Here is a 23,422-nt window from a genome sequence, read left to right as displayed (position 1 = left end):
ACGGGCGTCAGGGGTTTCGTTGTGAGGGGCAGGGCCATAACCATGATCGGCATCGCCGCCGTTTTCGGCGCGATCTCGATCTTTGCGGCGGATTTCTGGGTCAAGAGTCAGGCAAAGGCTCAGTCCGAGGTCAAGGTCGTCACGGTCGAAGCTCCACAGCAACCCAAGGTCGAGTTCAAGACCATCGTGGTGGCTCAAGCGCCGTTGCGCTACGGCATGGAACTCGCAAGGCCCCAACTCGCAGAGATCCCGTGGCCGCAGGATTCCCTGCCGCAAGGCGCTTTCCCGACGATCGACAAGCTGCTTGCCGACGGCAGCCGGGTCGTGCTGTCGCCGATCGAGGTCAACGAACCGGTTCTGCTCACCAAGCTGTCGGGACCGAACGGCCGCGCCACCCTTTCCAACATGCTCTCGGCGGGAATGCGGGCCGTCACGATCCGCACCGACGAGATTGCCGGCGTCGGCGGCTTCATCACGCCCGGGGACCGGGTAGACGTCGTGCTGACACGCGACGCGGGGGACATCCAGGAAGTGTCCAAGAATGCTCAGGGGGCGGCCGGTTCGACGGTGACGTCCGAAGTCGTCGTCGCCGACGCCAAGGTGCTTTCGGTCGGGCAGGGCGCGGACGAGCGCAAGACCGAGCCGCAGGTCGCCAATTCGGTGACCATCGAAGTGACCAACGAAGGGGCGCAGAAAGTGGCGCTCGCCCGCACCGTCGGCACCTTGTCGCTGTCCTTGCGGTCCGCCGCCGACGCCAGCGCCAGCAATGGCGGGCTCACGACCATCTCGTCCTTCGGCGGTTCCGCCGCCGCAAAGGCGCAGGCGAGCGCCGCCTCGCTCGTCAGCGCGGTGACGAAGGAATCCGACGAGCCGAAATTCAAGACGGTGATCGTGACGCGCGGCGAAAAGGTCGAGGAATACAAGGTTCCCTCCCGGGAACCGCCGCAGGAACTGCAGCAATAGCCGGTGGGGACCGGCGGGGACGGGGCAAGATGTTCGGGTTTGATGCATTTCGGACGACCGGGGGATGGCGTCTTCTCGGCGCGATAGCGCTGGCGGCGGCAATGCTTGGCGTCGCCGCGCCGGCAAGGGCCGGCAATGATGTCGTCTATGTCTCGGCGAACAAGAACGCCTCGATCAAGGTCGCCAAGGGCAAGCCGAAGACGATCATGACGAGCGCCGCCTTCTACCAGATCGTCATCGGCGATCCGGAGATCGCCAATGTCAATCCGCTGACCGACAAGTCCTTCTATGTGCTGGGCAACAATCTGGGGACCACGGGTATCGCCCTGTTCGACCAGAACAAGCAGCTCGTCGGCACCATCGACATCGAGGTGACGCTGGATACCGACCAGCTTGCCAGCACCATCCGCGCCAGCGTGCCGGACGCCAAGATCAAGGTCGGTTCGGCGAATGGCCGCGTCGTGCTGTCAGGCGAGGCCGACGATGCGGTCGCCGCCGACAAGGCCAGCAAGATCGCGTCGCGCTTTTCCGGCAACGAGGAAGTCATCAACTCGGTCAACATCTCGTCCTCGCAGCAGGTGCAGCTCAACGTCCGCTTCGTCGAGATCAACCGTCAGGCCGGTCAGGATCTCGGCGCCAAATACGCCGCCAATTTCGCTTATGGCATCGGGAATCGCAAAGTCGTGCTGAACCCCGACGGAGGAACCGTGACGGGCGCCGGGACCGGCGAGATCATCGGCAGCCTGCTGTCGAACGGCATTTCGATCGACATCGCCATCAAGGCGCTGGAGGAGCGCGGCCTGGCGCGCCGGCTGGCGGAGCCGAACCTGATCGCGCGTTCAGGCCAGACGGCGAGCTTCCTTGCCGGCGGCGAGTTCCCGATCCCGGTTTCCGAGGACAATGGCAAGATCAGCGTCACCTACAAGAAGTACGGCGTCGGACTGGATTTCACGCCGACGGTGCTGAAAGACGGGCTGGTGAGCCTCGACATCGCGCCGGAAGTGTCCTCGATCGACCCGTCCGCTTCCATCCAGGTCAGCAACGGCATTTCCATTCCGGCCTTCATCGTGCGCCGCGCCCGGACATCGGTCGACCTCAAGAACGGCCAGAGCTTCATGATCGCCGGCCTTCTGCAGTCGCAGAACGACATCACGACGTCGCGGGTGCCGGGGATCGGCAAGTTGCCCGTGCTCGGTCCGCTGTTCTCCTCGAAATCCTATCAGCGGCGCGAGACCGATCTGGTCATCATCGTCACGCCCTACCTGGTCAAGCCGGTCGATCCCTCGAAGAAGATGGTCGAGCCGACCGACGGCACCCAGCCGGCAAGTCCCGCCGATTATTTCCTCAACAACACCGAGGAAGTGGACGCCTCGGCGCCGAAGCGCCCGGTGGCGCTGGCGGACGGCAGCGCCGCCCGTCCGGTGGCCGCAACCACGTCCGGCCACTTCCTCGATCTGCCGAAGGACTAAGGCCATGCGCAGCGCCCTTTGGATTTCCTTGTTCCTGGCCGGGTTCGTGAGCGGCTGCACCAGCGACGACTATGTGCGCACCGAAGGCGTGACGCCAGGAGTGGGCAACGCGCAGGCGTCCAACACCGCCATGCAGATGGTCGACCCATGGAAGTACGGCGTGCAGAACACCAAGCTTCTGGTGCCGGCCCAGCGTCCGGGTTCGGAGAGCGCTGCCGTCGGCGCGAAAGCCGGCTCCGGGTCGTCATCGACCACATCATCATCATCGACCACATCGAACTGATGGGCTGACGCCGATGGTATCTGGCACCAAGACAAAGAAGATACTGCTCGTTTCGACGGACAGGGCGTTTCTGCAGGACACGCGGACCGCTTTCGCGACCTCCGAGGTCATCGAGCTTCTGACGCTGGAAAAGAGCGTCAACGAGCTGCGCGGTGAAATCCTCGAAGCGGACTTCGGCACGGTCATCGTCGACATGGACGCGGCCAAGCTCGAGGAAATCGAGTCGCTGCAGCGCGTCATGCGGCGGCTGGAAGGCAGCGTTCCGGTGGTCGTCGTCACCCAGGAGTTCAACGCGGCGGCGGTGCGCATCCTGGTGCAGCTCAAGGTCGCCGACTTCCTGGTCAAGCCGATCACCACGGCCGACCTCGTGCGTTCCGTCATTCGTGCGCTGCAAGGGCCGGGGCGGGAAGAGAACACCGAATCGCACGTCTACACATTCATGCCGGCCGCCGGCGGCGTCGGCACCACCACGCTCGCCCTGCAGACGGCTTTCCAACTGCATCATTCGGTGACGCGCGGCGCCTCGACATGCGTTGTCGACCTCAACTTCCAGCAAGGCGCCTGCGCCGAATATCTCGACCTCGAGCCGCGCTTCGATATCACGGAAATCGAGAACCAGCCGGAGCGCCTCGACCGGCAACTGCTTGACGTGATGTTGTCCAAGCATGCGAGCGGTCTGTGCGTGCTTGCCGCTCCCACGCGCCCGTCCGACATGCGTTCGTTCAAGACCGATGTCGTGGTGCGCATGCTCGATCTCGTGGCGGCCTATTTCGACAATGTCGTCATCGACATGCCGCGCACCTGGTTCCCCTGGACCGAGACGGTGCTGCTCGGGTCGAACAAGCTCTACATCGTCGCCGAGATGACGGTGCCGTGCCTGCGCCATACGCAGCGTCTCATCCAGGCCGTCTATGAGACTGCCGGCAAGGAGGTGAAGCCCAATGTCATCGTCAACCGCTTCGAGCAGAAGATGTTCGACAGCGGCATCAAGCAGGCCGACGTCCAGGAGATACTCGGCGAGCATTTCGTCGGCGGCATCTCCAACAATTACCGGCTGGTACGCGAGGCGGTCGACCGTGGCGTGCCGCTGCATGCCATCGACCCCAACGCCAATGTCGTCAACGACCTGAAGAAGATCATCCTGCCGGAGGAGGCCGTCCAGACCACGGTCAAATCGAAGTCGCTGTTCGGCCTGCGCAAGGGCTTGCTGAAGAGGAAGGCAGGATGACCAGCCGCTTTTCCAACCTGCAGAGCCGTGACGTCCGCCCGCAGCGGGCGCCGGAACCCGCGCCCGTCACGCACAACGCGGTCATCATCCCGACGACCCGCAAACCGGCGCCGCCGAAGCCTGAAGCCGCGCCCGCTAAGAGCGCCAACAAGGTGCTCGACGCACGGGTGCGCATCCACCGCATGCTGCTCGAAGAGATCAACCTCGTGGCGCTGGAGCGGCTGCCTCGGGATGAAATGCGCCGGCAGGTGCATGAATTCGTCTCGGAAAAGACGCGCGAGGAGCGGATGGCGATCAACATCGCCGAGCTCGACGCGCTGGTCGACGACATCGTCGATGAAATGGTCGGGTTAGGCCCGCTGGAGCCGCTGCTCAAGGATCCCGAGATCAACGATATCCTGATCAACGGCCACGAGAACTGTTTCGTCGAAAAGCGCGGCAAGCTGCAGCAGGTCCACATCCCATTCAAGGATGAGGCGCATCTGCTTCGAATCATTAACAAAATCGTCGCGGCGGTCGGCCGGCGCGTCGATGAATCGCAGCCGATGGTCGATGCCCGCATGCTTGACGGTTCGCGCTTCAACGCGGCGATCCGTCCGGTCGGCGTCGACGGGCCGCTGGTGTCGATCCGCAAATTCTCCAAGAACAAGCTCGGCCTGCACAAGCTGGTCGAATTCGGCGCCATCACCCAGAACATGGCCGAGGTGCTGGCGGCGGCGGTGCATGCCCGGAAGACCACGATCATCTCCGGCGGCACCGGCACCGGAAAGACGACGATGCTCAACGCCTTGTCGGCCTTCATTCCGGAAGACGAGCGCCTGATCACCATCGAGGACGCGGCCGAGTTGCAATTGCAGCAACCGCATGTCGCGCGCATGGAAACGCGCCCCGCCAATATCGAGGGCCATGGCGAATTGAAGCAGCGCGACCTCGTCAAGAACGCGCTGCGCATGCGCCCCGACCGCGTCATCCTCGGCGAGTGCCGCGGCGAGGAAGCCTTCGACATGCTGCAGGCGATGAACACCGGTCATGAAGGTTCGATGGCCACCATCCATGCCAACACACCACGCGACGCCATCTCGCGTCTGGAACAGATGCTCGGCATGACCGGCATGCCGATGACCGTGCAGTCGATCCGCAGCCAGATCTCCAGCGCCATCGACATCATCGTCCAACTGACGCGCCTTTCCGACGGCAAGCGTAAGGTGACCAGCGTCGCCGAAGTGACCGGCATGGAAGGCGACGTCATCCAGATGCAGGAGATCTTCCGCTTCGTGCGCACCGGCATGGAAGCAGACGGAAGGATCCTCGGGCATTTCGAAGCGACCGGCATCCGCCCACGCTTCCTCGAGGATCTGCGCAACATGGGCATCGAATTCCCGGGCAAGTATTTCGAGCCCGGCCGGCCGCAGGACTAGGCCGGTGTTCGAGGGATTCAGCCCGGTCTACGTCGTCTACGCCGCGGCGGCGCTCACCGGCATCATGATCGCCGAGGGCCTTTATCTGCTCTATGCCGGGCGCAGCGACAAGCGCACGGCCATCAACCGCCGGATGAAGCTCGCCGAGAACAAGATCAGCCAGGAGCAGGTGCTGATCCAACTGCGCAAGGAGCGCGGTATCGACGGCACGACCTCCATCTTTTCCCTCGACCGCTTCCACGCCCTGCGCACGCAGTCCGGCATGACCATGCCGCTGCCGAAATTCCTGATGGTCACATCGGGAGTGGCGGCCGCGCTGGCGCTGGTCGGCATCTGGAAAGGCCTGCCGCTCCTGTTTGGCCTCATCGTGTTCGTCGTGCTGTCGCCGGTGCTGCCGGTGATGGTCATGCGCTTCATGCGCAAGCGCCGGCACAAGCGGTTCGGCATGCAGCTGCCCGAGGCGCTGGAGCTCATCACGCGCGGCCTGAAGGCCGGCCATCCGGTGCCGGTGGCGATCGCCATGGTGGCGCGCGAAATGGCCGATCCGATCGGCACCGAGTTCGGCGTCGTCGCCGACGAGGTGACCTACGGCTCCGATCTGGTCTCCGCGCTGAACAATCTCTTCGACCGGGTGGGCCATGAGGATCTGCCGCTGTTCGTCACGGCGGTGTCGATCCAGAGCAGTTCGGGTGGCAACCTGCGCGAAATCCTCGACGGCCTGTCGGCGACGATCCGCGATCGCGGCAAGCTGCGCCGCAAGGTGCGCGCCATTTCGACGGAAGGGCGCATGTCGGCTTACATCCTGACCGCGGTGCCGGTGCTTCTGTTCACCGCCATCATGGTGCTGATGCCGCAGTTCTACCAGGATGTCTGGGACGTGCCGAAGACCTGGTACATGCTGGGCGGCTCCATCATCTGGCTGCTGCTCGGCAACGCCATCATGTTCAAGATGTCGAATTTCAGGTTCTGAGATGGAAGACGTCATCCGCTTCCTCGCCTCGCTCGCGCCGAGCTCGCTGGTCCCGGTTGCGGTGCTGCTGCTTGTGCTGGGCGGCGGCGCCGTCGCCTGGCCGCTGGTGCTCGCCAAGGGCGATCGCGGCGAGGTCAAGCGCCGGCTGAAGGTCGAGACATTGCAGCCGGCCGAGCAGGCGGAGTCCGCGCCCAAGAAGAGCACCAATGCCGTGCGCGAGAAGGCGGTGAAGCGGGCGCAGGAGTTCTATGCCAAGAGCGACCCGGAAAATGTCGCCCGGCTGCGCATGAAACTCATCCAGGCCGGCTATATGGAGCCGCGCGCAGTCGGCATGTTCTTCCTCGTTCGCTTCGCCACCATGGTTGGGGCAGCGCTCGGCGCGTTCCTGATCAACCACTGGGCGGCCAGCGCCGAGTCAACCATGACCAGCCGCTGGACCTTCATCATCCTGTCGGGGGCCGGCGGCTATTTCCTGCCGGGCCTGGTGCTGACGCAGAAGGTGCGGGAAAAGATGCGCGAATACCGCAACGGCTTTCCCGATTTCATGGATTTGATGATCGTCTGCTCCGATGCCGGCATGAGCATGGAGGCCGGCATCGAGCGGGTCTCCAAGGAGCTAGCCAGGACCTACCCGTCGCTCAGCCAAAACCTGATCCTGGTGTCGCTGGAGCTGCGCGCCGGGCGCAGCCTCGATGATGCGCTGAAGGCGCTAGCCGACCGTCTCAGCCTCGACGAGGTTCGCTCCTTCGCGACGCTGTTGCAGCAATCGAAGGAGCTCGGCACCAGCCTGTCGGGCTCGCTGCGCGTCTTTTCCGACGAGATGCGGCACAAGCGCATGTCGCTGGCCGAGGAGAAGGCACATGCCCTTCCGGCCAAGATGTCGGTCCCGGTGACGGTCTGCATCCTGCCGGTGGTGCTGATGATCGCGATCATACCGATCATCGTGAAGCTGACCGCTCATCACTAAACCCTGGCGCCTGCGCTGGTTAACGCATCCTTTGCGGGCAACCAAAATTTAGCTGCATTTCGGCACTGAAGCTTAATTGCTCTCCTGTAAGGTTCTTCCTGAAGAACGACCCGGCAAATCGGGCGATGGGGCAGGGGCATGCGTCAAAGACTTCCCAGGGCAGCGGCGGCGTTGGCGGCCGTCTTGATGATCACCGGCTGTACGACGAACAACAATGTCGACACGACCAAGACCACGGCGATCCAGCCGGTGGCCAAGGATGTCAGCGCCAACGACCTCGTCGAAGGCAAGGCGCAGTTCCGCGAGGCGAATTTCGGTCTTGCCGAGCAGCATTTCCGCAAGGCGGTCGAACTCAAATCCGACAATGCCGAGGCCTGGATGGGGCTTGCCGCGTCCTATGACGAACTCGGCCGCTTCGACTTCGCCGATCGGGCCTACGCGCAGCTGCTGAAGGTCGCCGGGCGCAAGCCGCAGATCGTCAACAATATGGGTTACTCGCAGCTCCTGCGCGGCAACAAGAAAAAGGCGCGCGCGCTGCTGCTCGAGGCCAAGGCCGGCATGGCCGATCAGACAGTGGTCAACGCCAATCTGGCGCTGCTCGACAAGGGCTGATTCCTCTGCGGCCTCGCGTGTCCCGTGTATTGTCACGCGGGTTTCGCCTCGCCTGTCGACGCTTTGTAAACCCTGTGTCGAGGTAGCGATGGGCGTCGGCCGAAAACGATTTGCGCCGGCCCCCGCCAGCCTACACTGAAGGGAAGGGCACCGGGCAGACGCTAGAGGCAGTTCTTCAGGGATGTTGGATTTCAGTTCGCTCCTGCTCGCGGCGGCGCTGTCGGGCACATGCCTCAGCATCACCATGTTTGCGATCTGGTTCACCACGCCGCGGGCGCGCTTCGTGCTCACGGTCGCCTGCGGCATCTTCGTGCTCGTCGCCCATGTCGTCGCCTTCTGGCGCTATACCAAAGATCCCGAGCCCTGGCTGTGTCAGGTCGTGCTCGCGCTGCTGACCTTGGGTTTTCTGGTGATCTGCCTGTCGGCCATGCAGTATCTCGGCTTCCGCGACTATCGCCGCGCCATCGTGCCGGCGCTGGCCGCAATGGCTGCCTGCGCGCTGGTCACTTATCTCGGCTTCGACGGTATCGGCTTCCAGATCACCTATGCGGCCGTGACGGCGCTGCTCGCCGCGATCGGCGCGATGTTCTGGATGAAGGGGGATCACGACCGCCGGATCCTGCTCGTCGTTTCGTTCCTCAGCGGCGCCTGCGGCCTATCCTTCGCCCTGTGCGGCCTGGCGTTGCTGGCACAAGGGCAGTGGGTGCTCGGCGCTGCGCCCGACAACTGGGCCGAGCGCTTGAACTCCGTCGTCGCGGTCGCCTGCATGACCGGCCTCGGCGCGTTGACGCTGTCGCTGCACCATCTGCAGGCGCAGATCGAACTCAAGGCCGAGACGATGACCGATCCGCTGACCGGACTGATGAACCGCAGGGCGCTCAACGAGCTTTACGGCGAGCGCAGCTTCGGTCCGTTCATGGCGATCGCCATGTTCGATCTCGACCATTTCAAGACGACCAACGACGTCTTCGGCCACCCCGTCGGCGACGAGGTCCTTTGCCGCTTCGCGGCGGTGATCAAGAAATACGGCAGGACAGGGGTCGATGCGTTCCGGCTGGGTGGCGAGGAATTCGCGCTCGTCATGTCGCGCGTGACGCCGGAAAAGGCGCATGACATGGCAAGCCGGATCGGCGTCGCGTTCGGCACGGAGATCGTGGCGACCCACCGCGGCCCGTTGCGCAGCAGCGTCAGCGGCGGCATGGGATTCGGTAACGCCGCGGGCCGCTCGCTCGACGAGGTGCTGGCGCAAGCGGACGCCGCACTTTATGCGGCCAAGCGCGCCGGGCGGAATCGTGTCATCGCCCAAGACAGAGCGGGCCAGCCCGGCTCCGGGCCGGCCCTGAAAACCGCCTGAACCTCGTTGTCCGCTATTCGGCGGCGCCGAGATATTCCGACAGCGGCGGGCACGAGCAGACCAGGTTGCGGTCGCCGGCGACGTTGTCGATGCGCGAGACCGGCGGCCAGTATTTTGCCGAAAGGTCGGCATCGCCCGCCGGATAGGCCGCCTCCAGCCGCGAATAGGGATGCTTCCACTCGCCGGCAAGCGCTTCCGCCGCGGTGTGCGGGGCGTTGACCAGCGGGTTGTCGTTGGACGGCCATTCGCCCTTCGCCACTTTCGCCGCCTCGCCGGCGATGGCGATCATCGCCTCGCAGAACCGGTCGAGCTCCCGCTTGGGCTCGGACTCGGTCGGCTCGACCATCAGCGTGCCGGCGACCGGGAACGACATGGTCGGTGCATGGAAGCCGTAGTCGATCAGGCGCTTGGCGATGTCGTCGACGCTGATGCCGGCGCTCTCCTTGAGCACGCGGGTGTCGAGGATGCATTCATGCGCGATGCGATCGCTCCGGCCCTTGTAAAGCAGCGGGTAGTGCGGCGCGAGCCGCGTCGCCACATAGTTGGCCGAAACGATCGCAGTCTCCGTCGCCTGCTTGAGGCCGGAGGCGCCCATCATGCGGATATACATCCAGGTGATCGGCAGGATCGATGCGCTGCCGAAGGGTGCTGCCGCCACGGCATGCGCCGACCCCTCGGTGACGTGGCCCGGCAGATATGGCTTCAGATGCGCCCTGACGCCGATCGGGCCGACGCCCGGGCCGCCGCCGCCATGCGGAATGCAGAAGGTCTTGTGCAGGTTCATGTGGCAGACATCGGCGCCGATGTCGCCGGGGCGGGCGAGGCCGACGAGCGCGTTGAGGTTGGCGCCGTCGAAATACACCTGGCCGCCATGCTCGTGGATCAGGGCGCACAGATGACGCGCGCCTTCCTCGTAGACGCCGTGCGTCGAGGGATAGGTGAACATCAGCGCCGCGAGGTTCTTGGAATGCTCGTTGGCCTTGGCGCGTAAATCGTCCATGTCGATGTTGCCGTCGTCCAGGCAGCGCACGACGACGACGCTCATGCCGGCCATCGCGGCGCTCGCCGGATTGGTGCCGTGCGCGGACGACGGGATCAGGCAGACGGTACGGTGGCCTTCGCCGCGCGCGCGGTGATAGGCGCGGATGGCAAGCAGACCGGCATATTCGCCCTGGCTGCCCGCATTGGGCTGCAGGCTGACGGCGTCGAAGCCGGTGATTTCCGACAGCCAGGCCTCCAGATCGGCGGCCATCTTGCGGTAGCCCGCCGAATGAGCGGCTGGCGCGAAGGGATGCAGGTTGGCGACGCTCGGCCAGCTCACCGGCATCATCTCGGCGGCGGCGTTGAGCTTCATGGTGCAGGAGCCGAGCGGGATCATGGCGCGGTCGAGCGCCAGGTCCTTGTCGGCCAGCCGGCGCAGGAAGCGCATCATCTCGGTTTCGGAACGATTGTCGTGGAAGACCGGCTGGGTGAGGAATTCCTTGCCGCGCGGCTTGCCGGGCATCGAGCCGCCACCGGCGCCGGGCTTGGCTCCGAACAGGCCGGCGATCGCCTCGAGATCGGCTTCCGTCGAGGTCTCGTCGAAGGCGGCACTGACGTGATCGGCATCGATGACGCGCAACAGCCTGCCGGCCTTTTCGGCGGCAGCGGCTATTGCCGCGGCTTTGCCCTTCACTTCGGCGGTCACAGTGTCGAAGCGGTTCGCGCCGAGCACCGACACGCCGGCGGCCTTGAGACCTGAGGCAAGCCGGTCGGCAAGGCCGTGGATGCGACCGGCAATTGCCTGCAGGCCGGCGGGGCCGTGCCAGATCGCGTAAGCCGTCGCCATGTTGGCGAGCAGCGCCTGCGCGGTGCAGATGTTGGAGGTTGCCTTGTCGCGGCGGATGTGCTGCTCGCGCGTCTGCAGCGCCAGCCGGTAGCCGGGGCGGCCCCTCGTGTCGACCGACTGGCCGACAAGGCGGCCGGGCATCAGACGGGTCAGCTTGTCGGAGACGGCGCAATAGGCGGCATGCGGACCGCCGAAGCCCATCGGCACGCCGAAGCGCTGCATCGAACCGACGGCGATGTCGGCACCGAGCTTGGCCGGCGCATCCGTCAGGGTCAGCGCGAGTGGATCGGCGATGAAGACGACAAGCGCGCCGGCGGCGCGGGCCTTCTCGATTGCCGCCTTGTGGTCGCCATAGACCCCGAACGTGTCCGGCCAGGAGACGAGGAGGGCGGCGGTGTTGTCGTCGATGGTCTCGCCGTCGACCTCGGTGCCGAGCGGCTCGGCGCGGGTGCGCACGACATCCAGCGTCTGCGGATGCGGCACACCCGCAAGCGCCACCTTGGTGCGCTTGTCGCGATGATGGCGCAAAGCGATCCCCACGGCTTCGGCGACGGCGGTGGCTTCATCGAGAAGCGAGGCGGATGCCACCGGCAAGCCGGTGAGCTCGGTGACCAGGGTCTGGAAATTGAACAGCATTTCCAGCCGGCCCTGGCTGATCTCGGCCTGGTAGGGCGTGTAGGCCGTATACCAGGCCGGATTCTCGAACATGTTGCGTTGGATGACCGGCGGCACGAAGACGCCGTGATAGCCGGCGCCGATGAAGCTCTTCAGCACCGTGTTCTTCGCCATGATCGCAGACAGTTCGGCCAGCGCTTCCGCTTCGCTGGCCGGAGCAGGCAGGTTGAGCGGCTGGTCGAGGCGGATCGATCTCGGCACGGCCTGGCTGATCAGCGTCTCGACGGACGGGACGCCGAGCACGGCAAGCATGGCTCTGACGTCGTTGACGCCCGGGCCGATATGGCGGGCCGAGAAGGGAGTAAGCGCTGCGGTCATGTCTTTATGTCCTGATATCAGCCGATATGGGCTTTGTAGGCGGCCTCATCCATGAGGCTGTCGAGCTGGCTTGCGTCGGAAAGCTTCATCTTCCAGAGCCAGCCGTCGCCGGTCGCCGCCGAATTGACCAGCGACGGGTCGGCCGACAGCGAGGCGTTGGCCTCGGTGATCTCGCCGTCGACCGGCGCATAGACGTCCGATGCCGCCTTGACGGACTCGACGACCACGGCCGTATCGCCCTTGGCTAGCTTGCGGCCGATTTCCGGCAGCTCGACGAAGACGAGGTCGCCGAGCTGTTCCTGCGCATAGTCGGTGATACCGACAATGGCGATGCCGCCTTCGACACGGAGCCATTCATGGTCTTCAGTGAAATAGGTCTTTGCCATCTGGAAATCATCCTTTGCGGTAGCGGTGTGGAGTGAAGGGCAGGGACGCGACGTCGATCGGGATTTTCGTCCCGCGGACATCGCCGATGAGTTTCGTGCCGGCTCTGGCCAGCGCGATGTCGACGTAGCCCATGGCGACCGGGTGCCCGGTCGAAGGGCCGAAGCCGCCTGAGGTGACATGGCCGGCCGGATTGCCGTCGACGTCGACCAGCGCCGCGCCGGCGCGCACCGGCTGGCGCCCTTCGGGCTTCAAGCCGACGCGCTTCTGCGGCGGCCCGCGCTCGAGGATCGAGCGCAGCGCGTCGGCGCCGATGAAATGGCCGGCAGCCCGGACCTCCTTGGGAATCGCCCATGTCAGTCCGGCGCTCGCGGGGTCGGTTTCCGGCGTCAGGTCCTGACCGTGCAGGCAAAGACCGGCCTCGAGCCGCAGGCTGTCGCGCGCGGCAAGGCCGATCCACTGCACGCGCACGTCCTCCAGGAGTTTGGCGACCAGATCACGCGCGTCCTTCTCCGGCAGGCCGATCTCGAAACCGTCCTCGCCGGTGTAGCCGGAGCGGCTCATGAACCAGTTCTGACGCGGTTCGATGCCGTGCATGAAGAGCAGCGAACCGGTTTCGATGCCGGCCCGCGCAAGCGCGGCCCAGGCGTCCGGTCCCTGGATCGCCAGGAAAACCCGCTCGAGCGGCTCGACCTTGGCATCGAAATCGGCGGCCAGCGCGCGCAGATGCTTCTCGTCCTCCACCGCGTTGCCGGCATTGGCCACCACCATGAACCGGTCGTCGCCCAGGCGCGTGACGATCAGGTCGTCAATGATGCCTGCCGCCTCGTTGAGGAAAAAAGTGTATTTGGACTGCGAGATGTACAGCGCGCCGGCATCGAGCGGGCAGGCGCGGTTCAGCAATGCGGTGGCCCCCGGACCCGCGACCTCGAACAGCTTCATATGCGAGATATCGAACAGGCCGGCATGCTCGCGTGTGTGAAGATGTTCCTTCATCACCCCGGGCGGGTAGGTGAGCGGCATCGACCAGCCGGCGAAGGCGCCGAAACGCGCGCCCGCGGCCTGATGCAAATCCTCAAGGGGTAGATGTCTGGTGTCTTCGCCTGTCATGTCTTCTCCAGAGTCGCACGCAATCGACCGCCGTTGGCGGCCTAGTTCGTGCCCCTCTGTCTGAAGCCTGAGAGACTCGCGCCCCGTAACTCTGTCGGCAGCGCTTACACCTTCGGCGCGGGGCGAGCCCCGACTTTCCAGAGTTGTCTTTCCCGTCCACGGTTCTTTTGCCTGAGAGATTTCGGGCGATTTCCCCTTCGGCGACAGCTGACGCTGCTCTCTCCCGCAAACAGGTGGGACTCAGTCACCCGAGCCCCCGACGCGCCATCCATAGCCCGTCGGCGACACCTTGTCACCTCCCAGCGACATCAAAGGTTGCATCGATATTCAGATGGGGCCGGCCTGCAAATGCCGGCCTCCTGAGCTGGCGAGGCCGAATGGCTGGCCGAGCGCGGCGGCGGCGGCCAGCGGCCGCTGCGCGACAACGAGCGCGCGCTGCTGACGCTGATCAAGCACGCTGCGCCGGAAATCCATCCGGCGCTGAAGCCGCTGTTGGATAAGGTGGCTTAGAGCGGTTTACCGTTTCACGGAACAGCGAACCGCTCCATCTTCTTGTTTTGACGCAATTCCGCGCGGAAAACCTCAGGCACTTTTCCTGGAATTGCTCCAAGCTTACGGCTTCGGCTTGGTCTGGTCCGTCTTGGCTTGGTCCGGCTTGGCTGGGGTGTCGAAGCGCGACATCCATTTGAAGCCGCCGAACCAGTAGCGGCGAACACCGGCGATGGTGCCGTCGGCGGTGCGCGCCCCGATCCAGTTGTTGACGTATTGGATCAGGCGGACATCGTCCGGCCGCAGGGCAAAGGCTTCCGGCGTGCGCAGCAGCGGGCCGCCGACCAGCCTGAATTTCGCATCGTAGAGCCTTGCCGCCATCTGCGGCGTCGGCGAGGTGGCGACCATCGCCTGCGCGTCGCCGCCGATGATCGCGGCAAAGACGTCGGCGGTGTTGTCGAAGGACAGGATGTTCGCCTTCGGGAAGGCTTCCTTGGCGGCCGCCTCATCGGTGGAATTGGAGAGCACAGCAATCTTGTATCCGGGACGCGTCAGCGCCTTTCCCGGCCTTTTGCCGAGGCTGGCGATCGAGGCCACCATGCGGATGTCGGCGGTGCCGGTCGGATTGGAGAATACAACCTCGCGAGCGCGCTCCGGCGTGCTGGCATAGCCTGCGGCGATCAGATCGAAATCGCCTTTGAGCAGACGTGCCTTCAAGTCGTTCCACGGCACTTCGACCAGCTTCAGGTCGACGCCGAGATCGGACGCCAGGGCACTGGTCAGGTCGACATCGTAGCCCGCGAATTTGCCGTCCGCGTTCTTGAGGATCCATGGCGGGTTGAGCGCCACGCCGACCGTCAGTGTCTTCTGGTCGATGACGCGCTTCAGGCTATCGTCCGCGCGAGCCGGCAATAACGCCAGCCAGGCAGAGAGAATAAGTATGATCGCCGCGACCATTTTGTTAGCGCGCATGAATATATCCTCACTGCAGCTTGTCTGGTTGTAAGACTTACACAGAGGTGCCATTCTGTCGATAGCGAAACCATTTGGAGATTTGCGATGTCGGCGCGGATGGCGGTTACCGGTTCGACGATGTTCCTGGCCTGCCTCCTGGGCAATCCGACGCAACTGTCGCTGCTGCCCGACGCGGCGCAGGCTGCGGGCCCGATGCGCCTGGTCTGCTCAAGTTCCAACTATCGCTATTCCTATTGCGGGGTCGACACGCGTGGCGGCGTGCAGTTGACCAACCGGCTATCGAAGTCGCGTTGCCAGTTCGGCGCGAGCTGGGGTTATGACGGCGGCGGCATCTGGGTGGACAAGGGCTGCTCGGCGCAATTCCTGGTTGCCGGCTCCGGCCGCAGGCCTTCTCCCGGCGATGCGGCAGCCGCCATCATCGTCGGCGGAATTGTCGGCGCCATCCTCGACAACGCTGATAGGCATGGCCGTCATTCCGACAACTACTATCCGAGGCCGAAGCCGCGCCGCGACGATCGATGGATCGACCCGACGCCCCAGTTCGACAGGGACGGCAATCCCAATTTCGATACCCACGGCAACTATCAGGGATGCCACGGCGTCGGCTGCATGGTGGACAATCCGGATGAGATGGGTGACGCGCCGCCCGAACCCGGTCAAACCACTTTCGACAGTTCGGACGATTGATCGCGTCGCCAAGCCGCGCACGCTGAGCGCCAGCCTCGTCCGGGTGCCGCCTAGAGCGTTTCACCGTTTCACGGAAACGGCGAGCCGCTCCATCTCTTTGTTTTTACGCAATTCCAGACGGAAAACCGCGCACACTTTTCCTGGAATTGCTCTGATGGGAACGCATCGTCTTGCAAAGGATGATGTTGGAATGGCCTTCTGGCCAGCCGGTCAGTTCGGCCATGCGCTCGAAACCGGCCCTCTCGTAGAAGCCCGGAGCCTGGAAGTCGTGGGTCGAAACCCATATCCTCACGGAACCGCGCGCGGCGGCCTCGGCAACGAAGGCATCGAGCAGCTTCCTGCCGTGACCAAGGCCGCGATAGGCATCGTCGATCCACATCAGCTTCAGCTCTGCAATGCCAGCCCAGGAATAGCCTGCGGCAACCCCGACAGCGCGCCCTTGCTCATCCCGCAGGGCGAAGACGAGGGCATGGTCGTTGTCGCGGCCGGTCAGACGCCGGTTATCGCTGTTGAGGCATTCCTCGATTGAACTGAGCTCGGCCGACGACAGATCGTGCTCGGCCTGCAGGCGAGGGGCCATCAAATCCCGCCATACCAGTCGTAGCCATTGTCTTCCCAATAGCCGCCGCGGCCGCCGCCGATATTGGCGAAGCTGTCGACCAGCTCGATCTTGTGAATGTATTTCGGCATCTTGTAGCCGAGCTGACGCTCGACCCGCACGCGCAGCGGCGCGCCGTTCTCGACCGGCAAGGGCTTGCCGTTCAGGCCGTAGGCCAGAATCGTCTGCGGATGGCGGGCGTCGATCAGGTCGATCGTGCCGTAATATTTGATGTCGCCCGACAGGCTTTGCTCGATCGTGTCGAGGCAATGGAACATGACATAACGCGCCTGCGGCTTGACCACCGCCTGGTCGAGCACCAGCGACAGCGGCGTCCCGGTCCATTTGGCGATGCAGCTCCAGCCTTCGACGCAATCATGGCGGGTAATCTGCGTGCGGCTCGGCATGTTCTGGAGCTGCTCGCGAGTCAGCGACAGCGGCTTCTCGACAAGCCCCGTGACCTCCAGCCGCCAGTCGGCGAAATTGTTGCCGAGCAGGCCCTTATAGATATCGTCGTCCGGCGCGGTGACGCCGTTCGGCCGTTGCGGCTGGCGGATGTCGGCCTCGGTGAATTCCGGCGCCAGCGCGTCGCGGCCGGCGAGCAGGCGCTGGGCCCGCCAGGTCAGGCCATTGGCGTTTTCGAGGAAGCTGCGCAGGCCGCCGCCGATGCCCAGACCGCTATCGAAGGCATCGCAACCCGACAGCGCAATGCCGGACAGGCCGAGGCTGCTGGCGGTCAAGAACTTTCTTCGGCTCATTTGGAGCTTGGGGCTGATCTGGAATTTTGCCATGTCAGACGCTCCTCTCGGTTGGCTGGTCATGCTTCGCGGGCGGGTCGGTGCGGTACCAGCCGGTGATGATCGAGCGCAGCTCGTTGATCGGGCCGGCGGCGAGGATCATCAGGATGTGGACGATGAAGAAAAGGACGAGCAGCACCATGACGCTGAAGTGGATCGTCCGCGCCGTCTGCCGGCCGCCGAGGATTTCGTTGAGCCACGGCAGCACCGAATTCATGCTCGGCGACATCGCAAGCCCGGTGACGATCATCAGCGGCAAAAGCACGAAGAGCACGCCGCCATAGGCCATTTTCTGCAGCGTGTTGTATTCCCGCGTGTGGTGGAATTTCAGCTTTGCGTGATCGACGATGTCGCGCGGCAGCTTGCGCAGGTCCGATACGCGAGGGGCGAGGTCGCGGCGGATATGGCCGTTGATCAGGCCAGCGATCAGCCAGACAAGCAGCGTGGTGGTCAGGATCCAGGCGAAGAAGAAATGCACGACGCGGGCGGTGCCGAGATCGTAATAGGACGGGATCGTCGCCCAGGAAGGAAAGGCCCGCGGCGTCTCCTGTCCCGGTGGACCCGACCAGCCGAGCACGCCGGTGGTGTCGAAGCGATGGCCGAAGATTTCGGTGAAGCCGCGCGGACCGTTGGCGGTGTTTTCGGCGCCGATCTGGAGGATCGTGTTGTTGAACTCGAAGCCGGATTGCTTGCCGATATAGAGCTGCGGCCGCGCGTTGAAGATCTGCAGGCCGGAAAGCAGCATGAAGAACAGCGAGAAAGCCCAGATCCAATGGGTCAGCCGCGTCCAGCGCGACTGCCGATAGATGAGGGTCGTGTCCTTGGCGTCCGCCTTGGCGGCGGGCTGCTTGTCGGCAGCAGTGTCCATCTTGCCTCCGGCCGCTATTGGGAAGCGGCTTCTCAGGTCGTTGTCTCCCTCTCAATACGTCGCCGCACAAGGTAATGTTTCATGCGATCACGGATTTATTACGGACCGCCCAGGCTAACCGCGAGATTGACCGCCGCCGCGACGATCACCGTGTTGAAGAAAAAGGTCAGGATCGAATGTACGAGCACGACCAGACGCATTTGCGAGGTCGTGATCGCGGTGTCCGCCGTCTGCGCCGTCATGCCGATCACGGTCGCGAAATAGAGGAAATCCCAGCCTTCCGGTCTTTTACCGCCGGGAAAATCGAGCCCGCCAACAGGCATCTTCTTCTGGCTTTTCGCGTCGATCTCATCACCACCCATCCAATAGACATGCGCATAATGCAGCGACGCCATGGCGTGGATGGTGAACCAGCCGAGCGGGATCGACAAAATCGCGAAGGCGAGCTGCCAAGGGTGCGCCGCGTTTTTCTGGTTGATCAAAAGAAACAGCGAGACGATGGCCGCAACGACGACGAAGAGCGTGACGACGAAGATAAGCAGCACCGGCAGGTCCGTCGCGCGCGCGTTCTTGCTGAGATAGCGGCCGGTAAGGCTCGGCATTAAGGCCAGCACCAGTGCGATGTAGCTCACAAAGAACACATTGGCGCCGATGGAGTAGGGTAGAGGCCAGCGCAGCAACAAGGCAAGCAACAGCGCGACGATGCCGATGGCCGCGGCGAGGGCGAACTGCATGTGCCGATGCATCGGCGTCTTGAGATCGTCACCCATGGCCCGAGGCCCCTGAGACGTTGGATCAGTCCGGTGTGACGGATTTGAGCGCGCGCCGCAAGATGCGGTCGAGCTCGCCGAGAAACTGCGACCTGTCCTTCTGCGTGAAGGAGGCGTTGAATCCCCGGCTTTCGCCGGTTTCGCGCAGATGCTGCTTCAAATCGCGCATCGCCACCGCCATGCCGATGGTCTCCGGCGTGAAGGGGCGGCCTGCAGGCCCCAGCACATGCGCACCGAGCGCCACCGTGCGCGCAGCAAGCGGGATGTCGGCGGTCACCACGATGTCGTTGGCCCTGGCGTTCTCGACGATCCAGTCGTCCGCGGCATCCGCGCCCTTGGAGACGACGATGTTGCGGATCATCGGATCGCGCGACGGCCGTAGCCCGCCATTGGAAACATAGGTGACGACGACGCCATGGCGCTCGGCGACCTTCTCGATCTCGGCCTTGACCGGGCAGGCGTCGGCGTCGACGTAGATAAGGGGTGCGGGCATCGTACTTCCAAACGAATATGGGGCCGGCGTATCAGCCAGCCCCATGGCAGAAATAGCGAGACTTGTCAGGCCGGAAGTGCGCCCGACTTCTTCGCGGTCCAGGTGGCGATATAGTCCATCAGGCCAGGGCTGAGGCAGTCATAGGGCTCCAGCCCGATCGACTTCAGCTGGCCGCGAATGCCGGCCATGCGGTCCGGGTCGACGCCGGATTCGATGATCGAGGAGACGAAAGCGGCAAAGCCCGGCGGCGACCAGCCGTCCTCCTCGAAGCGTTCGGGATGGATGAAGGACAGGCCCTTGAAGGGATGGTCGCGCTCGACCGGGCCGTACATGTGGACGCCGCAGCCCGTGCAGGCATGGCGCTGGATCAGCGCGCTTGGGTCGACCACCTTGAGCTTGTCGCCGTTCTCGGTGACGGTGACGTCGCCGCTGCCGGCAACGGCCACGACCGAGAAGATGGCGCCTTCCGGCTTCCAGCACTTGGTGCAGCCGCAGGCATGGTTGTGGGCGATCTGGCCCTTGACCTTCACCTTCACCGGCTTGCTGGCGCACAGGCAGACCAGCGTGCCGCCGGCAAAGGATGCGCTCTCCTTCGGCAGGCCATTGTCGATCTTCGGATGCAGTTTCTCGGCCATTTACACTTCCTCCCATGTTTGACCACAGAGGTCGCGGGCTTGCTGGCCTGCGGCCCGATGGGTTTGCTTCAGTAAACCACGACGCTCCTGATCGACTTGCCCTCGTGCATGAGTTCGAAACCCTTGTTGATGTCTTCGAGCTTCAGCGTGTGGGTGATCATCGGATCGATCTGGATCTTCTTTTCCATGTACCAGTCGACGATGCGCGGCACATCGGTGCGGCCGCGCGCGCCGCCGAAGGCGGTGCCCATCCAGGTGCGGCCGGTGACCAGCTGGAACGGGCGTGTGGAGATCTCCTGGCCGGCGCCGGCAACGCCGATGATGACCGACTTGCCCCAGCCGCGATGCGAGGCTTCGAGCGCCTGGCGCATCACCTTGGTGTTGCCGGTGCAGTCGAAGGTGTAGTCGGCGCCGCCGATCTGGTCGGCGCCGCGCTTGGTCATGTTGACCAGGTAAGGCACGATGTCGCCGTCGATCTCCTTCGGATTGACGAAATGCGTCATGCCGAACTTCTCGCCCCAGGCCTTCTTGTCGTTGTTCACATCGACGCCGATGATCATGTCGGCGCCGGCAAGGCGAAGACCCTGGATGACGTTCAAACCGATGCCGCCGAGGCCGAAGACGACAGCGGTGGCGCCCTGCTCGACCTTGGCCGTGTTGATGACGGCGCCGATGCCGGTGGTGACGCCGCAGCCGATGTAGCAGATCTTGTCGAAGGGCGCGTCGGGATTGACCTTGGCGACCGCGATCTCCGGCAGCACGGTGAAGTTGGAGAAGGTCGAGCAGCCCATATAGTGGAACAGCTTCTCGCCGCCGACCGAGAAGCGCGAGGTGCCGTCGGGCATCAATCCTTGCCCCTGCGTGGCGCGGATGGCGGTGCACAGGTTGGTCTTGCGCGACAGGCATGACGGGCACTGCCGGCATTCGGGCGTGTAGAGCGGGATGACATGGTCGCCCTTTTTGACCGAGGTCACGCCCTTGCCGACATCGACGACGATGCCGGCGCCCTCATGGCCGAGGATCGCCGGAAAGATGCCTTCCGGATCGGCGCCCGACAGCGTGAACTCGTCGGTGTGGCAGATGCCGGTCGCCTTGACCTCGACCAGCACCTCGCCCTCGCGCGGGCCTTCCAGGTCCACCTCCATGATCTCCAGCGGCTTTCCGGCACCAACAGCAACGGCGGCACGGGTCTTCATGAGGCACTCCTCCCAAGCGGTCTGTAAGTTTTGGCTAACGGCAAGCTGTTCGTGGCGAATGCCAGCCTGCCATTCTTTAGCATTGGGAGAACATTAGCGAGTTCCGCGCTGGCGGCCAATGTCTCTTGCGACGTTTTTCGGCGCGGTTTCCGCAATCGGCACCTGCCGGGAAAGCCAATCCGAGGACACTTGAGGCGCGCCTGAATTGTCCATAGAACTGGACCGCTTCGCCGGAGGAAAGACATCCGAATGTTCAAGAAGATCCTGATCGCCAATCGCGGCGAGATCGCCTGCCGCGTGATCAAGACGGCGCGCAAGATGGGGATTGCCACCGTCGCGGTCTATGCGGATGCCGACCGCGACGCAGTCCACGTCGAAATGGCCGACGAAGCTGTGCATATCGGGTCTTCGCCGGCGGCGCAGAGCTATCTGCTGCCCGAGAAGATCATCGCCGCCTGCAAGGAGACTGGCGCGGAAGCCGTGCACCCGGGCTATGGTTTTCTTTCGGAACGTGCGTCTTTCTGCGAGGCGCTGGAGAAGGAAGGCATCGTCTTCATCGGACCGAAGCCCAAGGCCATCAAGGCGATGGGCGACAAGATCGAATCGAAGAAGTTCGCCAGCCAGGCCAAGGTCTCGACCGTGCCCGGCTGGCTCGGCGTCATCGAGGACGCCGACCATGCCGAACGGATCGCCGGCGAGATCGGCTATCCGGTCATGATCAAGGCCTCGGCCGGCGGCGGCGGCAAGGGCATGCGCATCGCCTGGAGCGAGGCGGAGGTGCGCGACGGTTTCGACAGGGCACGTTCGGAGGCGAAAAGCTCCTTCGGGGACGACCGTGTCTTCATCGAGAAGTTCGTCGTGGATCCCCGCCACATCGAGATTCAGGTGCTGGCAGACGCGCATGGCACCGCGCTCTATCTCGGCGAGCGCGAATGCTCGATCCAGCGCCGCAACCAGAAAGTGGTCGAGGAGGCGCCGTCGCCGTTCCTCGACGCCAAGACCCGAAAGGCGATGGGCGAGCAGGCGGTGGCGCTGGCGAAAGCCGTCGACTACCAGAGCGCCGGCACGGTCGAGTTCATCGTCGATAAGGACAAGAACTTCTATTTCCTTGAAATGAACACGCGATTGCAGGTGGAGCACCCGGTGACGGAGCTCGTCACCGGCATCGACCTGGTCGAGCAGATGATCCGCGTCGCCGCCGGCGAGAAGCTCGCCATCAAGCAGAGCGACGTGAAGCTCAACGGCTGGGCGGTGGAAAGCCGCCTCTATGCCGAGGACCCGTTCCGCAACTTCCTGCCGTCGATCGGGCGGCTGACCCGCTACAGGCCACCGGAAGAAGGCAGGTTCGGCGACATCGTCATCCGCAACGATACCGGCGTCGCCGAAGGGTCCGAGATCTCGATGTTCTACGACCCGATGGTGGCCAAACTCTGCACTTGGGCGCCGACAAGACTGGAAGCCATCGACGCCATGTCGGAGGCGCTGGACAGGTTCGTCGTCGACGGCATCGAGCACAACATCCCCTTCCTTTCGGCGCTGATGCAGCACCCGCGCTGGCGCGAGGGGCGGCTGTCGACCGGCTTCATCGCCGAGGAATATCCGGACGGTTTTTCGCCGGTCGCGCCGGATGGCGAGGAGAGGGCGGTGTTCGCCGCCGTCGCGACGGCGATCGAACTCTTGCGCCGCGACCGGCTCGACCGCCTGAGCGGCAGGCTGGCGCCGCATTCCGGCTATCTCAAGCGCGACTGGGTGGTAAAGATCGACGCTGGCTATCTCCCGGTCGGGATCGTCGACGGCATGGTTTCCATCCCGATGGAGGTCGATCTGTCGATCGACGGCGGCAAGCCGTTGACGGTCGCCTCCGACTGGCGGCCGGGAGATGCGATCTGGCAAGGCACGGTCGGCGGCAACCGCATCGCAGCCCAGATCCGCCCAGCGCTGAACGGGCTGCGGATTGCCTGGAAAGGCATGTCGGTGACCGCGCGCGCCATGCTGCCGCGCACGGCCGAGCTTGAAAGGCTAATGCCGGAGAAGCTGCCGCCGGACACCTCGAAGATGCTGCTCTGCCCGATGCCAGGTCTCGTCGTCTCGATCGCCGTCGCCGAGGGCCAAGAGGTCAAGGCCGGCGAGACGCTGGCCGTGGTCGAAGCGATGAAGATGGAGAACGTGCTGCGCGCCGAGCGCGACCTCACGATAGCCAAGCTCAACGCCAAGCCGGGGGACAGCCTCGCGGTCGATGCCGTGATCATGGAGTTCGCCTGAGAAGAGGCGGTACCGGGTCGCAAGCCTGTGCCTGCGGGTCTTTTGTGCTGGACTGGCATGGCCCCGTCCGGGA

At 64.2% G+C, this 23,422-nt stretch carries 23 protein-coding genes and 1 riboswitch; of the genes, 11 read left to right on the top strand and 12 right to left on the bottom strand.

The genetic code is table 11. From position 1 onward, the window contains the following. Window positions 1–42: 42 nt before the first annotated feature. The 9 genes from cpaB (at window position 43) to MJ8_RS19140 (ending at window position 9,264) form a co-directional block, all read left to right on the top strand. Window positions 43–963, top strand: a complete 921-nt coding sequence (gene cpaB, locus MJ8_RS19180; protein ID WP_201410360.1) for a Flp pilus assembly protein CpaB — start codon at window positions 43–45, stop codon at window positions 961–963. Between the two features lie 29 nt (window positions 964–992). After that, the gene (locus MJ8_RS19175) at window positions 993–2,432 is read left to right on the top strand and encodes a type II and III secretion system protein family protein (protein ID WP_201410359.1); all 1,440 of its coding nucleotides are present in this window, start codon (window positions 993–995) and stop codon (window positions 2,430–2,432) included. 4 nt (window positions 2,433–2,436) lie between these two features. Further along, window positions 2,437–2,715 (top strand): hypothetical protein, encoded by a 279-nt coding sequence (locus MJ8_RS19170; RefSeq protein WP_201410358.1) that lies wholly within the window; start codon window positions 2,437–2,439, stop codon window positions 2,713–2,715. 13 nt (window positions 2,716–2,728) lie between these two features. Continuing rightward, on the top strand, window positions 2,729–3,943 hold the full coding sequence (locus MJ8_RS19165; RefSeq protein WP_201410357.1) for an AAA family ATPase: 1,215 nt from the start codon (window positions 2,729–2,731) through the stop codon (window positions 3,941–3,943). After that, the gene (locus MJ8_RS19160) at window positions 3,940–5,361 is read left to right on the top strand and encodes a CpaF family protein (RefSeq protein ID WP_201410356.1); all 1,422 of its coding nucleotides are present in this window, start codon (window positions 3,940–3,942) and stop codon (window positions 5,359–5,361) included. Before MJ8_RS19165 ends, MJ8_RS19160 begins: the two co-directional genes overlap by 4 nt. 4 nt (window positions 5,362–5,365) lie before the next feature. Then, a complete protein-coding gene (locus MJ8_RS19155) occupies window positions 5,366–6,331 on the top strand; it encodes a type II secretion system F family protein (RefSeq protein WP_201410355.1) in 966 nt (321 codons plus the stop codon). 1 nt (window position 6,332) lies between these two features. Continuing rightward, the gene (locus tag MJ8_RS19150; RefSeq protein WP_201410354.1) at window positions 6,333–7,298 is read left to right on the top strand and encodes a type II secretion system F family protein; all 966 of its coding nucleotides are present in this window, start codon (window positions 6,333–6,335) and stop codon (window positions 7,296–7,298) included. A gap of 138 nt (window positions 7,299–7,436) precedes the next feature. Further along, a complete protein-coding gene (locus tag MJ8_RS19145) occupies window positions 7,437–7,910 on the top strand; it encodes a tetratricopeptide repeat protein (protein WP_201410353.1) in 474 nt (157 codons plus the stop codon). A gap of 181 nt (window positions 7,911–8,091) precedes the next feature. Further along, window positions 8,092–9,264, top strand: a complete 1,173-nt coding sequence (locus MJ8_RS19140; RefSeq protein WP_201410352.1) for a GGDEF domain-containing protein — start codon at window positions 8,092–8,094, stop codon at window positions 9,262–9,264. Between the two features lie 13 nt (window positions 9,265–9,277). On the opposite strand, the gene gcvP is transcribed toward MJ8_RS19140, so the two are convergent. The 5 genes from gcvP to MJ8_RS19115 form a co-directional block, all read right to left on the bottom strand. After that, window positions 9,278–12,085: an aminomethyl-transferring glycine dehydrogenase gene (gcvP, locus tag MJ8_RS19135; RefSeq protein WP_201410351.1), complete on the bottom strand. Its 2,808-nt coding sequence runs from the start codon at window positions 12,083–12,085 to the stop codon at window positions 9,278–9,280. A 17-nt stretch (window positions 12,086–12,102) separates the two neighbouring features. Next, the gene (gcvH, locus tag MJ8_RS19130; RefSeq protein WP_201410350.1) at window positions 12,103–12,471 is read right to left on the bottom strand and encodes a glycine cleavage system protein GcvH; all 369 of its coding nucleotides are present in this window, start codon (window positions 12,469–12,471) and stop codon (window positions 12,103–12,105) included. 7 nt (window positions 12,472–12,478) lie between these two features. Then, complete coding sequence (gene gcvT, locus MJ8_RS19125) at window positions 12,479–13,579, bottom strand: glycine cleavage system aminomethyltransferase GcvT (protein ID WP_201410349.1); 1,101 nt, start codon at window positions 13,577–13,579, stop codon at window positions 12,479–12,481. Window positions 13,580–13,728: 149 nt separating this feature from the next. Next, window positions 13,729–13,815, bottom strand: a riboswitch (glycine riboswitch). Window positions 13,816–13,906: 91 nt separating this feature from the next. Next, on the bottom strand, window positions 13,907–14,053 hold the full coding sequence (locus tag MJ8_RS19120) for a hypothetical protein (RefSeq protein WP_201410348.1): 147 nt from the start codon (window positions 14,051–14,053) through the stop codon (window positions 13,907–13,909). 138 nt (window positions 14,054–14,191) lie between these two features. Continuing rightward, window positions 14,192–15,040 carry a transporter substrate-binding domain-containing protein gene (locus MJ8_RS19115; protein ID WP_201410347.1) on the bottom strand — a complete coding sequence of 283 codons (849 nt, stop codon included), beginning with the start codon at window positions 15,038–15,040 and terminating at the stop codon, window positions 14,192–14,194. Between the two features lie 87 nt (window positions 15,041–15,127). On the opposite strand from MJ8_RS19115, the gene MJ8_RS19110 reads away from it, so the two are divergent. Beyond that, the gene (locus MJ8_RS19110; protein WP_201410346.1) at window positions 15,128–15,730 is read left to right on the top strand and encodes a DUF3011 domain-containing protein; all 603 of its coding nucleotides are present in this window, start codon (window positions 15,128–15,130) and stop codon (window positions 15,728–15,730) included. A 103-nt stretch (window positions 15,731–15,833) separates the two neighbouring features. Here MJ8_RS19110 and MJ8_RS19105 read toward each other — a convergent pair whose 3' ends face one another. From MJ8_RS19105 to MJ8_RS19075, 7 genes are all read right to left on the bottom strand, one after another. Beyond that, complete coding sequence (locus MJ8_RS19105) at window positions 15,834–16,310, bottom strand: GNAT family N-acetyltransferase (protein ID WP_201410345.1); 477 nt, start codon at window positions 16,308–16,310, stop codon at window positions 15,834–15,836. Then, a complete protein-coding gene (locus MJ8_RS19100; RefSeq protein WP_201410344.1) occupies window positions 16,310–17,119 on the bottom strand; it encodes a molybdopterin-binding protein in 810 nt (269 codons plus the stop codon). The genes MJ8_RS19105 and MJ8_RS19100 overlap by 1 nt, the downstream gene beginning before the upstream one ends. A gap of 1 nt (window position 17,120) precedes the next feature. After that, window positions 17,121–17,993, bottom strand: coding sequence for a cytochrome b/b6 domain-containing protein (locus tag MJ8_RS19095; protein ID WP_201410343.1), 873 nt, complete (start codon window positions 17,991–17,993; stop codon window positions 17,121–17,123). 98 nt (window positions 17,994–18,091) lie between these two features. Then, on the bottom strand, window positions 18,092–18,763 hold the full coding sequence (locus MJ8_RS19090) for a DUF1345 domain-containing protein (protein WP_201410342.1): 672 nt from the start codon (window positions 18,761–18,763) through the stop codon (window positions 18,092–18,094). Between the two features lie 25 nt (window positions 18,764–18,788). Further along, window positions 18,789–19,256 carry a YaiI/YqxD family protein gene (locus MJ8_RS19085; RefSeq protein WP_201410341.1) on the bottom strand — a complete coding sequence of 156 codons (468 nt, stop codon included), beginning with the start codon at window positions 19,254–19,256 and terminating at the stop codon, window positions 18,789–18,791. 65 nt (window positions 19,257–19,321) lie between these two features. Further along, window positions 19,322–19,891 (bottom strand): S-(hydroxymethyl)glutathione synthase, encoded by a 570-nt coding sequence (gene gfa / locus MJ8_RS19080; RefSeq protein WP_201410340.1) that lies wholly within the window; start codon window positions 19,889–19,891, stop codon window positions 19,322–19,324. A 68-nt stretch (window positions 19,892–19,959) separates the two neighbouring features. Beyond that, on the bottom strand, window positions 19,960–21,087 hold the full coding sequence (locus tag MJ8_RS19075) for an S-(hydroxymethyl)glutathione dehydrogenase/class III alcohol dehydrogenase (protein ID WP_201410339.1): 1,128 nt from the start codon (window positions 21,085–21,087) through the stop codon (window positions 19,960–19,962). 249 nt (window positions 21,088–21,336) lie between these two features. Between MJ8_RS19075 and MJ8_RS19070 the strand changes: the two genes are divergently transcribed. After that, window positions 21,337–23,349 carry an acetyl/propionyl/methylcrotonyl-CoA carboxylase subunit alpha gene (locus tag MJ8_RS19070; protein ID WP_201410338.1) on the top strand — a complete coding sequence of 671 codons (2,013 nt, stop codon included), beginning with the start codon at window positions 21,337–21,339 and terminating at the stop codon, window positions 23,347–23,349. Window positions 23,350–23,422: the final 73 nt, after the last annotated feature.

The sequence above is a fragment of the Mesorhizobium sp. J8 genome, assembly GCF_016591715.1.
Lineage (GTDB): Bacteria > Pseudomonadota > Alphaproteobacteria > Rhizobiales > Rhizobiaceae > Mesorhizobium.
The sequence above is the reverse complement of the archived record's forward strand: the minus strand, read 5'-3'. Positions and strand labels throughout refer to the sequence as shown.

Bases quoted from the DNA above. Each gene is read 5' to 3' on its own strand.
- cpaB (WP_201410360.1), top strand. From the start codon at position 43: ATGATCGGCATCGCCGCCGTTTTCGGCGCGATCTCGATCTTTGCGGCG.
- MJ8_RS19175 (WP_201410359.1), top strand. From the start codon at position 993: ATGTTCGGGTTTGATGCATTTCGGACGACCGGGGGATGGCGTCTTCTC.
- MJ8_RS19170 (WP_201410358.1), top strand. From the start codon at position 2,437: ATGCGCAGCGCCCTTTGGATTTCCTTGTTCCTGGCCGGGTTCGTGAGC.
- MJ8_RS19165 (WP_201410357.1), top strand. From the start codon at position 2,729: ATGGTATCTGGCACCAAGACAAAGAAGATACTGCTCGTTTCGACGGAC.
- MJ8_RS19160 (WP_201410356.1), top strand. From the start codon at position 3,940: ATGACCAGCCGCTTTTCCAACCTGCAGAGCCGTGACGTCCGCCCGCAG.
- MJ8_RS19150 (WP_201410354.1), top strand. From the start codon at position 6,333: ATGGAAGACGTCATCCGCTTCCTCGCCTCGCTCGCGCCGAGCTCGCTG.
- MJ8_RS19145 (WP_201410353.1), top strand. From the start codon at position 7,437: ATGCGTCAAAGACTTCCCAGGGCAGCGGCGGCGTTGGCGGCCGTCTTG.
- MJ8_RS19140 (WP_201410352.1), top strand. From the start codon at position 8,092: ATGTTGGATTTCAGTTCGCTCCTGCTCGCGGCGGCGCTGTCGGGCACA.
- gcvP (WP_201410351.1), bottom strand. From the start codon at position 12,085: ATGACCGCAGCGCTTACTCCCTTCTCGGCCCGCCATATCGGCCCGGGC.
- gcvH (WP_201410350.1), bottom strand. From the start codon at position 12,471: ATGGCAAAGACCTATTTCACTGAAGACCATGAATGGCTCCGTGTCGAA.
- gcvT (WP_201410349.1), bottom strand. From the start codon at position 13,579: ATGACAGGCGAAGACACCAGACATCTACCCCTTGAGGATTTGCATCAG.
- MJ8_RS19120 (WP_201410348.1), bottom strand. From the start codon at position 14,053: ATGGATTTCCGGCGCAGCGTGCTTGATCAGCGTCAGCAGCGCGCGCTC.
- MJ8_RS19115 (WP_201410347.1), bottom strand. From the start codon at position 15,040: ATGCGCGCTAACAAAATGGTCGCGGCGATCATACTTATTCTCTCTGCC.
- MJ8_RS19110 (WP_201410346.1), top strand. From the start codon at position 15,128: ATGTCGGCGCGGATGGCGGTTACCGGTTCGACGATGTTCCTGGCCTGC.
- MJ8_RS19105 (WP_201410345.1), bottom strand. From the start codon at position 16,310: ATGGCCCCTCGCCTGCAGGCCGAGCACGATCTGTCGTCGGCCGAGCTC.
- MJ8_RS19100 (WP_201410344.1), bottom strand. From the start codon at position 17,119: ATGGCAAAATTCCAGATCAGCCCCAAGCTCCAAATGAGCCGAAGAAAG.
- MJ8_RS19095 (WP_201410343.1), bottom strand. From the start codon at position 17,993: ATGGACACTGCTGCCGACAAGCAGCCCGCCGCCAAGGCGGACGCCAAG.
- MJ8_RS19090 (WP_201410342.1), bottom strand. From the start codon at position 18,763: ATGGGTGACGATCTCAAGACGCCGATGCATCGGCACATGCAGTTCGCC.
- MJ8_RS19085 (WP_201410341.1), bottom strand. From the start codon at position 19,256: ATGCCCGCACCCCTTATCTACGTCGACGCCGACGCCTGCCCGGTCAAG.
- gfa (WP_201410340.1), bottom strand. From the start codon at position 19,891: ATGGCCGAGAAACTGCATCCGAAGATCGACAATGGCCTGCCGAAGGAG.
- MJ8_RS19075 (WP_201410339.1), bottom strand. From the start codon at position 21,087: ATGAAGACCCGTGCCGCCGTTGCTGTTGGTGCCGGAAAGCCGCTGGAG.
- MJ8_RS19070 (WP_201410338.1), top strand. From the start codon at position 21,337: ATGTTCAAGAAGATCCTGATCGCCAATCGCGGCGAGATCGCCTGCCGC.